Genomic DNA, 12816 nt, shown 5'->3' on the forward strand with positions numbered 1-12816 from the left:
TCCATAATGAATAAAGAATGATACTTATATTTAAAAGGAAGAAAGGTGGATATATTTTTGGAAATTATCAATCAATTAGTAGCGAATGGGTTAGTTATTGGATTAACTTATACCTTGTTTGCTTTAGGAGTAACGTTAATTTTCGGAATATTAGGAATGATCAACTTTGCCCATGGTGAATTTTATATGCTTGGGGCATTTGGATCGTATATCCTTCAACAAGAATTAGGGTTAAATTATTTCCAGGCAGGAATTGTGACTATCATCATCATTTGCTTGATTGCATGGTTGATTGAAAAATTTACGCTCAGGTCATTACTTGATACCGATCATTTAAACTCATTACTTGCCACCTTTGGTTTAAGTATTGTTTTATTGAACATGGTTGCCATTGCATATGGAACGACTCCGAGGCAAATAAGTAGTCCGTTTAACGGTGTCGTACATATTGGAAATGTTTTTATCACTCAACAAAAAATAGTCATTGTCCTTTTGGGTATTGTGGTCATCGTGTTGCTAAATCTCTTTATCAAGCACAGTCATTTAGGGAAACTCATGCGGGCCGTATCACAGAATAGAATGGGGGCCATGGTCTCAGGGATCTCAATTAAACGAATCTATTCCTTTACCTTCATCTTTGGGGTTTTATTAGCCACACTTGCTGGAATCCTCATCGGACCAACCACCTATGTAACACCCACAATGGGTACGAGTGTTATGTTAAAAGGTTTTGTCATCGTTATTTTGGGTGGGTTAGGTAGTGTTCCTGGGGCAATTATCGGCGGAATGTTACTTGGATTCGTTGAAACAGGGGCATCGTCCTTAGTGGGGAACTCTTGGAAGGATATTATTGGTTATGTAATCTTGATTCTCGTATTATTAATTCGTCCTCAGGGAATCTTTGGATTTCAAAGGAGGTCACAATAATGAAAAAGAAGCTGCCTTTCATCCTAATATTACTAATTTTAATTTCTCTCCCATTTATTTTTAATAATCCTTATTACTTAAATATTATCATCACATTTGGGGTTTTCTCGATCTTTGCTTTAAGCCTAAACTTTATTGTCGGTTACATTGGTGAAATATCATTTGGTCATGCTGCGTTTTTTGGCTTAGGTGCATACTTTACGACCTTAATAAATCAAAGCTTAGAATTTCCGTATTTTATTAGTTTACTCCTTGCCTTAGTATTAACCGGCTTTGTTGGAATGTGTGTCGGATTTTTATCACTTCGTCTCCAAGGTGTTCACTTTGCCATCATTACGCTGGCATTCGCAGAAGTGTTTCGCCTAATCATTCTTAATCTGACAGATATTACCCGAGGCGCCATGGGGCTAAGTGTTTCTTCTCCAATAATACCCTTTACGCAAACTTCTCTTACTGATCCAATGATTTATTACTACTTTGTTTGTCTATTGTTAGTAGGAGTCATCTATTTTATTAAATTCACATTAAGTACACCTTTTGGGAGAGGAATTTTAGCCATAAAAGAAGGAAGTCTGTTAGCAAGTTCAATTGGAATTCATGTTTCTAAATATAAAATTATTGCTTTTACGATTTCAGCCATTATTGCGGGGTTGGCTGGGGCATTGTACGCACCTTTTGTTGGAATTATTACCCCTGATCTTTTATCCGTCCATTATACAACTGAAGCTTTATTAATGGTAATTGTCGGTGGAAAAGGATTCTTGCTAGGACCATTGTTTGGTGCCTTTATCTTCACAGTTATTCCAGAATTCTTGTGGATGTCCCCGGAAGTCCAACTACTTGTATTCGGTATCATATTAGTTTTATCGATTAAGTTTATGCCTAAGGGGATTGCCAATCTGATTAAAGTGATTAGTACAAAAATGCAAAAGGATAAAGAGCCTAAACAACATTTAAAAAGTAGCATGGAGAAAGAAAAGGAGGTGTCATAATTTGACTTTATTATCAGTTTCCAATTTAAGTAAACGGTTCGGAGGTTTAAGTGCGAATTCAAATATATCATTTACAGTTGAGGAGCAAAGCATAGTTGGTATAATTGGTCCCAATGGTGCTGGAAAAACGACTTGTTTTAATCTGATAAGTGGCTTTTTACCACCATCAGAGGGAGAAGTAATTTTCAACGGTACCAATATAACTAAATTGAATGCCCATCAGACTGCATCATTAGGAATGGTTCGAACTTTTCAGCATACAAGCGTGTTTTCAGAACTTTCTGTGTTAGATAACATTCTGACGGGGCAGCATTTGGAAGTGAAGGGATTATTAAAATACGCCTTTACTAATCGGAAAAAGTACATCGAAGAGGAAAATAAGAGTAAACAAAGAGCAATTGAAATATTAAAGCTAATGGAATTAGAAGATAAGCAAGAAAAACAAGCGAAAAGTCTTCCGTATGGTGAACAAAGAAAGCTAGAAATTGCGATTGCCCTAGCTGCTAATCCAAAATTATTACTATTGGATGAGCCAGCAGCAGGCATGAATGAAACGGAGTCCGCTAAACTAGTTCAAATTATTAAAAAACTAAAAACAAAAGGCCTTACAGTTTTAATTGTGGAACATGATATGAAGGTTGTAATGAATCTTTGTGATTATATTGTTGTTCTAGATCAGGGTGCAAAATTAGCGGAAGGCACTCCAAAGGAGATTAGTAATAATTCTAAGGTAATCGAGGTTTATCTTGGTACTCCTGATGAGGATCACCACACAAAAGAGGAAGGAAGTGTGGAATTTGCTTAAGTTAAAGGACGTTCATGTTTCATATGGTCCTATTAAAGCGGTTAAAGGAATATCTCTCCATATTAATGAAGGAGAAATGATTGCCTTAATTGGTGCAAATGGAGCGGGCAAGAGTACAACACTTAAGGCAATTGCAGGGATTGAACCAATAGAATCGGGTGAAATAAATTATTATGGAGAAAATATTTCAAATTCTCCATATTATAAGACCAACAATCTTGGGATTACGCTTGTCCCAGAAGGACGACAATTGTTCCCTGATATGACAGTAAAAGAAAATCTTGAAATGGGATACAAGAAATCGAAAAAAGGTGCAAGTTTGCGAGAGTTACTGGAAAAGGTCTATGAATATTTTCCAGATGTGTACATGAAAAGGAATGAACTTGCCAGCAGTTTAAGCGGTGGACAGCAGCAAATGGTAGCCATTGGGAGAGGAATCATGTCAGAGCCTAAGCTCTTGATGTTTGATGAGCCCTCATTAGGTTTAAGTCCTGTGTTAGTACAAAATGTAGTCAGTATTATTCGGACCTTGCATGAGAAAGGCCATAGTATATTGCTAGTAGAACAAAATGCGAACTTGGCCTTAAAAATGGCAGATAGAGGCTATGTTTTAGAGATGGGAAGAATAGTCCTTGAAGACAAGGCTAGTTCTTTATTAAAGAATGAGGAAATTAAAGCTGCATATTTGGGACTCTAATAATCTAATGTGTCATTGCATATTATTTTAAGGGTAAAAAACTAGATTCCAAGAATAAGGATGGAGTGATTACTATGCATTTGCGTCTGACAGACGAACAGAAAATGGTGCAAAAAACAATTAGAAGATTTGTAGAAAAAGAATTAATACCACTAGAAAACGATGTTCTTAGAAATGAACGCGAAGGCAAACCAAGTCTACCGCCAGGGAAATTGAAAGAGCTGCAATTAAAGGCTAAAGAAGCTGGGTTCTGGGGAATTAATACTCCAGAGCAATATGGCGGTGCCGATTTAGGTCAGATGATGATGGCAATTGTATTAATGGAAGTTTCCAAAACATTCGTTCCTTTTTCTTTCGGCGGTTCTGCTGATAATATCCTTTACTATGCGAATGAAGAACAAAAGAAGAAATATCTCATTCCAACTATCAATGGTGATAAGAAGTCCTGCTTTGCGATGACCGAACCTGGCGCAGGCTCAGATACACAGAATATCAAAATGACGGCCGTTAAAGATGGTAGTGAATGGGTCCTTAATGGTGAAAAGACTTTTATTACAGGCGGAAATGAAGCAGATTTCGTAATGGCAATTGCCATTACTGATAAACAAAAGCATCAGGAGACTCGTGGACGTGAAGGCGTAACCTGCTTTATTGTTGACCGTGAAATGGGCTGGAAATCTGAGTATATACATACTATGGGTGAATGGGGTCCAGCTGGTTTGGTTTTTGATAATGTTCGTGTTCCGGAGGAAAATATCCTCGGTGAACTTCACAAAGGCTATAACCTTGGATTAGAATGGATTGGTTTTGCAAGATGGATCGTGGGTGCAAGGGCTGTCGGTGCTGCAGAACGTTTATTACAAATGGCGATTGATTATTCCAAGGAACGGATTACCTTTGGCAAGCCAATAGCTGAGCGCCAAGCAATCCAATGGCAAATTGCAGATTCTGCAGTTGAAATTGAAGCGGCCCGCTGGCTTGTATTAAATGCGACATTTACGCTTGATCAAGGTGAAGACAACCGACATTTGGCTTCTATGGCTAAATTATATGGCGCCAATATGGGTAACAGAGTCGTTGACCGCGTGCTGCAAATTCATGGCGGCATGGGTTATACAAGAGAATTGCCGATTGAACGCTGGTACCGTGAAGCTAGACTTTGGAGAATTTACGATGGAACAGATGAAATTCAGCGGATGATCATTTCTCGTAACCTTCTTAAAGGGCATGTGAAAGTTGGTCAATACGTTTAAAAGCTTTTTGAAAGCGTTGTCTAATTAGAAATATTTATTTTGGGAGGAAGAGAAATGGCAGGAAGATTTGCTGGAAGAGTTGCATTTGTAACTGGAGGCAGCCGTGGTATTGGAAAGGGGATTGTTGAGCTTTTTGCAAGCGAAGGTGCAAAGGTAGCCATCATCGATTTAAACGAAGAGGCATTAAGTGAAACAGCAAATGAATTAAGAGAAAAGGGCTATGAAGTTTATACCAAAGTTGCCAACGTTGTGGATTCTGAGCAGGTGGAGGCAGCTGCCAAAGAGGTACATGATACCTTCGGATCAATTGATATCCTTGTCAATAATGCCGGTGTGATTCGTGATAATCTGTTGTTTAAAATGACAGATTCTGATTGGCAAACCGTAATGGATGTCCATCTGAAAGGTTCTTTCAATGCTGCACGCGCTGCGCAAAAATATATGGTCGAGCAAAAATACGGACGTATTATTAATATATCTTCCACTTCGGCTCTCGGAAATCGCGGCCAAGCCAATTACGCTGCTGCCAAAGCAGGTCTTCAAGGCTTTACCAAAACATTGGCAATTGAGCTTGGAAGATATGGAATTACCGCCAACTCTGTAGCCCCTGGATTTATCGAAACCGATATGACAAAAGAAACTGCTGCAAGAATAGGTATTTCTTTTGAACAATTAATTCAAGCAAGTGTTTCAAATATTCCAGTGGGCAGAAGTGGCAAGCCTGAGGATATTGCTAATGCTGTTGCCTTCTTTGCAGATGAAAAATCATCGTTCGTAAGTGGGCAAGTCATCTATGTAGCCGGCGGACCAAAATGTTAATTAGGTGAGGTGGAGATGAATTGTTTAAAGATCAAATTGGCAAACAGTCTAACAAGGTAAAAAATGTTGTTGAAAGGGGAGCCGTAAAGAAATTTGCGGAATCCATTGGCGACCTTCATCCCATTTATTTTGATGAGGAAGTTGGCGCAAAGTCTAGATATGGAAAGAATATTGCCCCGCCAACTTTTCCAAGGGTTTTTGATTACGGTGTAATTGAAGGCTTAAACCTTCCTAACAAAGGATTAATTCACGGTGAACAAACGTTTCATTACGTTCGTCCTTTATTAGTGGGTGAAGAGGTTTATTGTTATTCAAAGGTAAAGAACTACTTTGAGAAAAAAGGTAATTTTGGTGAAATGGGCTTCCTCGTTCTCGAAAGCTATGGCGATGATGCGGCAGGAAATACCATTTTCAGTTCAACCTCAACGGTTGTCATTTCTGAAGCGGTGAGGAAGGTGTTGACCCGATGAGTACACTTACTGAATTAAACATTGGCGAATCGGTTAAAGAAATTCAATTAGAGCCTGTATCAAGGATGGACCTGATTAAATATTCGGGTGCTTCAGGGGATTTTAATCCGATTCATACAATCGACGATGAGGCGAAAAAGGCGGGACTGCCAGGCATTATTGCTCATGGCATGTGGACGATGGGAAATCTGGCAAAGCTGTTTACGGAATACTATGATGAAGGCTTCATCGAAGATTATTCGATCCGTTTTAAAGGCATGGTATTTTTGAATGATGTCGTTACCCTCAAAGCGACTTTGAAGGAAAAGCAGGAAAATAAATTGCGCTTCACTGTACAAGCGGTGAATCAACAAGGCAACGATGTTTTAAAGGGTGAAGTAGTGTATCACCAATACTAACTAGATGATCAGAAATTGAAATTAGAGCCCGGCATTAAAAGGATTTCTTCTTATGCTGGGTTTATTACTATCAATTTTTAAAGGGTGATGATATGTCTGCAAAAATGGTTTTGAGCTATAAGCCGCCAGTTTTCACTTCATTTGAAGAGGAAAGACTGCATTTAAAACAAAAGTTAGCGGCCTCGTTCCGCTTATTTTCTAAATTTGGCTTTGATGAAGGAGTCGCCGGACATATAACTGCACGGGATCCTGAGCGGAAGGATCATTTTTGGGTAAATCCGTTTGGGATGCACTTTAGCCAGATTAGAGCCTCTGACTTAATTCTTTGTAACCATGATGGTGTTGTTGTTGAAGGGAATTATCCCGTTAATCGTGCTGCGTTTGCCATCCATTCACAAGTTCATGCCGCACGTCCTGATGTCATTGCCGCTGCCCATGCTCATTCGGTTTATGGTAAATCATGGTCATCTCTCGGCCGACTCCTTGACCCGATTACTCAAGACGCCTGTGCCTTCTATAATGATCATTCATTATTTGATGATTTTACTGGAGTTGTTTTGGACATTGAAGAAGGCCGTCGGATTGGAAAAGCTCTAGGAGATCGAAAGGCTTGTATTCTTAGAAATCATGGGCTTTTGACAGTCGGAAGATCGGTGGATGAAGCAGCCTGGTGGTTTATTACAATGGAACGTTCCTGCCAGGCGCAATTGCTTGCAGAGGGAGTAGGGTCACCTGTGATTATTGATGATCTAAATGCCGCTTCAACGTATGAAACCGTCGGAACCCATGAAGCAGGCTGGTTCCAATTCCAGCCATTGTGGAATCGGATTGTGAAAGAGCAGCCAGATTTATTGGATTGATTTTGCCCGAAGTTGGTTAGAAGAGTGGAGGGGGAGCTCCTAATGCCCGAAAGTAAGCAAAAAGGAACCCATGGTTATTAAGAGGGTCTCCTAATGCCCGCGGGCAAGAAAAAAGAGTCCTCACGGTAATTAGGAGGGTCTCCTAATGCCCGCGGGCAAGAAAAAAAGGACTTCAAGGTAATTAAGAGGAGCTCCTAATGCCCAGGGGCAAGAAAAAAGAGTCCTCAAGGTAATTAAGAGGGTCTCCTAATGCCCGCGGGCAAGAAAAAAGAGTCCTCACGATAATTAGGAGGGTCTCCTAATGCCCGCGGGCAAGAAAAAAAGGACTTCAAGGTAATTAAGAGGAGCTCCTAATGCCCAGGGGCAAGAAAAAAGAGTCCTCAAGGTAATTAAGAGGGTCTTCTAATGCCCGCGGGTAAGAAAAAAGAGTCCTCAAGGTAATTAAGAGGGTCTCCTAATGCCCGGGGGTAAGAAAAAAAGGACCTCAAGGTAATTAAGAGGGTCTCTTAATGCCCGCTAGCAAGAAAAAAGGACCTCAAGGTAATTAAGTGGGGGATTTTATATCTTTTATCCTATCAATCAAACTCAACAAATCCATTTAGAGTAATGCATAATATTTTGGAGGAAGTTTTATGAAAATAGGGGTTGCAGGCACCGGTGCCGTTGGCGGTTATTTTGGCGGACTATTACAAAAGGCCGGACATGAGGTCATTTTTTTGGCAAGAGGTTCAAATCTTGAAAGAATGCATTCAAAAGGTTTATTGATTGAAAGTGAAGTAGATCGATTTACGGTAGATGGAATCTTTACTGATCAATATGAATCATTTTCAGAGATTGACCTGCTTTTATTTTGTGTGAAATCAACAAGCACAACCGAGGTTGCTGCGAAATTTCTTCCGATTTTAAAAGAATCCTCTCTCATTATGACGTTTCAAAATGGGGTAGATAATGAAGAAATTCTTGCTTCCATATTTGGTGAAAAACGAATTCTATCATGTGCCACTTACATTCAGGCAATTGTAACCGAAGACGGTGCCGTTAAACAAATTGGTGTTCCGCCAAGACTGTTGATCGGGGCTTTGGATGAGGAGAAGACTGAACAGGTAAACGAAATTTCAGCTAAATTTAATGCTGCAAACATCGAAACATTTACCTCAAGGAACATTTTAGAAATAAAGTGGAAAAAATTGCTTTGGAATGTCACCTTTAATCCTATAACAGCTCTAATTGAGTCTAAAGTAGGCGCCGTGTTTGAAAATGACGGTATACATTCTACTGCGGTCAAAATTTGTAAAGAGTCCATTGCTGTAGCAAGAGCACTAGGTTTTGAGATCGATGAAGATTTTTACGAAACCATATTTGCTCAAGGTAGCCTGGCGAAAAATCACCATACCTCGATGCTTCAGGATAAGTTAAAAGGGAAAACACCTGAACTTGAATCCATCGCCGGTTATATCGTGAAAAAAGGAAAGGAATTGCAAGTGGAAACACCAGTCCTTGAAACAATCTATCATTTATTAAACTATCAAACAATTAAACAATAAAATTTTAGATTCCATTTGGAGAGGTGAAAGATTTGATTATGGAGCACGAACGTCCCTGGATGGAACAATACCCCGAGACGACGATTCTTTCCTTTCATATCCCAGAAGTTAGTTTGTATTCACTTTTGGAAGATACGACAAGGAAATATAGTGACAAGACCGCTATCATTTACGATGAGGATAGCTTGACGTACAAGCAGTTAAAAGATCAGGTCGACCGACTAGCAGCTGCCTGGAGAAACCTAGGAGTTAAAAAAGGGGATCGGCTTGGTTTAATGGTATCCAACCATCCCTTCTATGTGATTTCCTATTATGCTGCATTGAAGCTAGGAATGATTGTCGTTCAGATTAATCCGCTTTATACCCCAAGAGAACTTCTGGAAATACTTCATGATGCACAAATGAATTATTTAGTTACAGAACCACAGAGTCTTGAAAAAATATCACAACTAAAAAATTCCTATGCTTTTAAAGGATTATTTGTTACAGAACTTTCATCAAAAAAAGATGGCATTTACAGTATTCACGAGTTAATAAACTGCTTCAATCCACTGGTTGATTCATGTTTGATTAATGCCCAACAGGACATTGCCGTCATTCAATATACTGGTGGAACGACAGGGAAAAAGAAAGGGGCCATGCTGACACATTATAATTTAGTGGCGAATGTCCTTCAAAGTAAAGCTTTATATGGTGCAATCATGTTTTTTGGCGAAGAAACCATCTTAACGGCGACGCCCTTATATCATGTGTATGGGATGACAAGCGGGATGAACCTTGCCATTTACATTGGGGCAGCAAATCTGTTAGTCAACAAGTTTGAAATCGAAAAAGTCCTTAAGCTCATTCAAACTCACAGACCAACCTTCTTTCCAGGTGTTCCAAAAATGTACAATGCATTTGTTAATTACCCTGAAATTGATAGGTATGATTTAACCTGTTTTAAAACCTGTTCAAGTGGTTCGGCACCATTGCCAATAGAAGTCTTGAAGAAGTTTGAGGGGTTAACAGGTGCCTCCATTCGCGAAGGCTATGGGCTTTCTGAAACTTCTCCATCGACCCACCGAAATCCGCCGGATGGCTTGATGAAGGTCGGCAGTATTGGTATTCCTCTGCCGAAAACAGACTGCCGGATTGTCGATGATCATGGGGAGAATCTTCCGGAAAAAACTGTTGGGGAACTATTAATAAAAGGTCCCCAGGTGATGTTAGGTTATTGGAATAAGCCTGAAGAAACGAATCTATCCTTACGGGATGGCTGGCTCTATACCGGTGATTTAGCCACAATGGATGAAGATGGATATTTTTATATTGTCGGCCGGAAAAAAGAAATGATTATTGTCGGCGGCTTTAACGTTTACCCGCAGGAGGTCGAAGGTGTGTTATATGAACACCCCGATGTCCTTGAGGCAGCGGTAGTAGGGATACCTGACAGAGAAGCAGGAGAACTTGTTAAAGCCTTTATTGTACCCAAGGAAGGCAAGGGTATAAACATCAATGAGTTAAGGGAGCATTGCTACCAACTCTTAACCCGTTACAAAGTGCCAAAGCAATTTGAGATCATCGAAGCCTTGCCGCGGAATACGGTTGGTAAGGTTTTGAAACGAATCCTTTTAGACGAATCAAAGAAAATGGTTTAACCGATAACTTTAGCTGAACTAGGGGTGCTATCCATGAACTTTGAACTTAACGAAGATATTCTGTTTATGAAATCGACGTCAGAGATTTTATTCAAACCGAGGTTGAAGCGGTTGCGATGCAAATTGAAGAAGAAAACCATATTCCAGAAAGAATTATCAATCTCTCAAAGGAGTTAGGGCTGTTTGGGTTAAGTATCCCTGAAGAGTATGGCGGCCTTGGGATAGGCATGGTGGGTAAATGTGCTTTGTACGAGGAAATTGGGCAAACACATAATGGCTATACCACATTAATTGGGGCTCATACAGGCATTGGAACCGTAGGAATCGTGGAAATGGGAAATGAACTGCAAAAGAAAATGTTTCTCCCTGATATGGCAAGCGGAGAAAAACTGGGAGCATTTGCATTGACTGAACCTGATGCTGGTTCAAATGCGGCAAATTTAAAAACTACGGCTGTAAGAAGGGGGGATAAATACATCTTAAATGGCCTGAAGCATTACATTACAAATGCCACTGAGGCAAGTGTATTTACGGTCATGGCTGTTACAGATCCTGAAAAAGGGGCTAAAGGCATTACCTCGTTTATTGTGGAAAAAGATTTCCCTGGGTTTCAGGTCGGAGCAGTGGAAAAAAAGATGGGTTTAAGAGGTTCACATTCAGCGGAATTAATTTTTGAAGATTGCGAAGTTCCAGTGGAAAATGTACTGGGCTCAGAAGGACAGGGATATGTAAATGCTCTCAAAATTTTAGCAAATGGCCGAGCAGGTCTTGCTTCACGAAATCTCGGATCCTGTCAAAAACTATTAGAAATGTCGACCAGATATGCTAAAGAACGAATCCAATTTGGTAAACCAATCATCAAGAATCAGGCAGTCAGCCACATGCTTGCAGAAATGGCGGTTGAAATTGAAGCGCTCCGTTCCTTTACCTACCGTGTGGCTTGGATGGTTGATTCAGGAATGAAGGTTATCAAAGAAGCGGCTATGCTGAAGCTTTATGGTTCAGAGGTGTATAACCGTGTGGCAGATAAAGCTGTGCAAATTCATGGGGGTTTGGGTTATATCGCCGACTATCCTGTTGAACGCTACTATCGTGATGCCAGGATTACCAGAATCTATGAGGGCACATCTGAAATCCAGAAAAATATCATTGCAGCACAATTAGAAAAAGAATATAGCTAAATTAATTTATCTAGGAGGGATTTCATAGTGGAAGAGATTGTTATTTTAAGTGCCGTTCGTACACCTGTCGGAAGGTATGGCGGCGCATTAAAAAGCCTTAATTCCGGACAGCTCGCTTCAATTGCCATTAAAGAGGCTATAAACAGGGCTGGTATTTCAGCGGATCAAGTCGATGAAGTCATCTTGGGAGAAGTAAGACAGACTACCGAATCTTCGAATGTGGCCAGAGTGGCAGCGTTGAGGGCAGGGGTTTCTGAAAGTGCAGCTGCGTTTACGATTAACCGCTTATGTGCATCCGGTATGCAGGCTATTTGTTCAGGTGCTCAGCAAATTGCTTTCGGGCAAGCAGAAATCGTTGTTGCCGGTGGAACAGAGAGCTTGAGCAATGCCCCTATTTATCTAAGAAACTCCCGCTTTGGCGGAGACCAAGCGAAGTTGGTTGATTCGAACACAGAAGCTGGTCAACAGCCTGTTGAAATCTATGGTAATGACCTTGGAATGGGGATAACAGCAGAAAATGTAGCGGAGAGATTTTCGATTTCACGAGAAGACCAGGATGCTTTTTCGCTTGAAAGTCAATTAAGGGCTGCTGCTGCGATAAAAAATAACCACTTCCAGGATGAAATCGTTCCGGTTGTGATAAACAGCAAAAAAAGTTCCTTTACCTTTACGGTTGATGAACATCCAAGACCTGAAACAACTTTTGCAGCGCTGAGCAAACTTCGGCCTGCATTTAAAGAAAATGGCACCGTTACGGCTGGCAATGCCTGCGGCAGGAATGATGGTGCAGCTGCATTAGTGCTCACATCTGCCAATAATGCTGAAAAATTGGGATTGAAACCGCTTGCTAAAATTGTTGATTGGACGGCGGTAGGGGTTTCTCCAGAAGTCATGGGAATTGGCCCTGTACCAGCGGTTAAGAAGCTTTTGGAAAGAACAAACTTTACTCTGGAAGATATCGATTTAATTGAGTTGAATGAAGCATTCGCTTCGCAGTCATTAGCTGTTATTCGCGAATTACAATTAGATATAGCGAAAGTAAACGTAAATGGAGGAGCTATTGCGCTTGGTCATCCACTTGGAGCAACGGGAGCAAAGATTAGTACGACCTTAATTCACGAACTAATACGCCGTGGTAAAAAGAGAGGAATCGCTACTCTTTGCGTCGGTGGCGGCCAAGGAATGGCATTGATGGTCGAGGTCCTATAGAAAGGAATATGGAATTGAACA

Annotated in this window: 12 protein-coding genes and 1 pseudogene; all 13 read left to right on the plus strand. The window is 40.4% G+C overall.

The window, feature by feature from the left end; genetic code table 11:
* The first annotated feature begins 57 nt into the window (after window positions 1-57).
* Entirely contained in the window at window positions 58-927 is an 870-nt protein-coding gene (locus KW850_RS17000) for a branched-chain amino acid ABC transporter permease (protein ID WP_180247623.1), read from the plus strand.
* Window positions 927-1919 (plus strand): branched-chain amino acid ABC transporter permease, encoded by a 993-nt coding sequence (locus KW850_RS17005; RefSeq protein ID WP_218348776.1) that lies wholly within the window; start codon window positions 927-929, stop codon window positions 1917-1919. The genes KW850_RS17000 and KW850_RS17005 overlap by 1 nt, the downstream gene beginning before the upstream one ends.
* A 1-nt stretch (window position 1920) precedes the next feature.
* Window positions 1921-2724 carry an ABC transporter ATP-binding protein gene (locus KW850_RS17010; RefSeq protein WP_098934801.1) on the plus strand — a complete coding sequence of 268 codons (804 nt, stop codon included), beginning with the start codon at window positions 1921-1923 and terminating at the stop codon, window positions 2722-2724.
* A complete protein-coding gene (locus KW850_RS17015) occupies window positions 2708-3421 on the plus strand; it encodes an ABC transporter ATP-binding protein (protein ID WP_306573013.1) in 714 nt (237 codons plus the stop codon). Before KW850_RS17010 ends, KW850_RS17015 begins: the two co-directional genes overlap by 17 nt.
* 74 nt (window positions 3422-3495) lie before the next feature.
* A complete protein-coding gene (locus KW850_RS17020; RefSeq protein ID WP_218348778.1) occupies window positions 3496-4674 on the plus strand; it encodes an acyl-CoA dehydrogenase family protein in 1179 nt (392 codons plus the stop codon).
* Between the two features lie 54 nt (window positions 4675-4728).
* Entirely contained in the window at window positions 4729-5493 is a 765-nt protein-coding gene (locus KW850_RS17025; protein WP_098934798.1) for a beta-ketoacyl-ACP reductase, read from the plus strand.
* 20 nt (window positions 5494-5513) lie between these two features.
* Window positions 5514-5963, plus strand: a complete 450-nt coding sequence (locus tag KW850_RS17030) for a MaoC family dehydratase N-terminal domain-containing protein (RefSeq protein WP_098934797.1) — start codon at window positions 5514-5516, stop codon at window positions 5961-5963.
* Entirely contained in the window at window positions 5960-6361 is a 402-nt protein-coding gene (locus KW850_RS17035; RefSeq protein WP_218348779.1) for a MaoC/PaaZ C-terminal domain-containing protein, read from the plus strand. The genes KW850_RS17030 and KW850_RS17035 overlap by 4 nt, the downstream gene beginning before the upstream one ends.
* A gap of 92 nt (window positions 6362-6453) precedes the next feature.
* Window positions 6454-7221, plus strand: coding sequence for a class II aldolase/adducin family protein (locus tag KW850_RS17040; protein WP_098934795.1), 768 nt, complete (start codon window positions 6454-6456; stop codon window positions 7219-7221).
* Between the two features lie 632 nt (window positions 7222-7853).
* The gene (locus KW850_RS17045; protein ID WP_098934794.1) at window positions 7854-8765 is read left to right on the plus strand and encodes a ketopantoate reductase family protein; all 912 of its coding nucleotides are present in this window, start codon (window positions 7854-7856) and stop codon (window positions 8763-8765) included.
* Window positions 8766-8803: 38 nt separating this feature from the next.
* Entirely contained in the window at window positions 8804-10405 is a 1602-nt protein-coding gene (locus KW850_RS17050) for a long-chain-fatty-acid--CoA ligase (RefSeq protein WP_218349008.1), read from the plus strand.
* Between the two features lie 33 nt (window positions 10406-10438).
* Window positions 10439-11586 (plus strand): annotated as a pseudogene (locus tag KW850_RS17055) (acyl-CoA dehydrogenase family protein).
* 24 nt (window positions 11587-11610) lie between these two features.
* The gene (locus KW850_RS17060; RefSeq protein WP_218349009.1) at window positions 11611-12795 is read left to right on the plus strand and encodes a thiolase family protein; all 1185 of its coding nucleotides are present in this window, start codon (window positions 11611-11613) and stop codon (window positions 12793-12795) included.
* The last annotated feature ends 21 nt before the right edge of the window (window positions 12796-12816 follow it).

This window comes from Bacillus sp. sid0103, assembly GCF_019219025.1.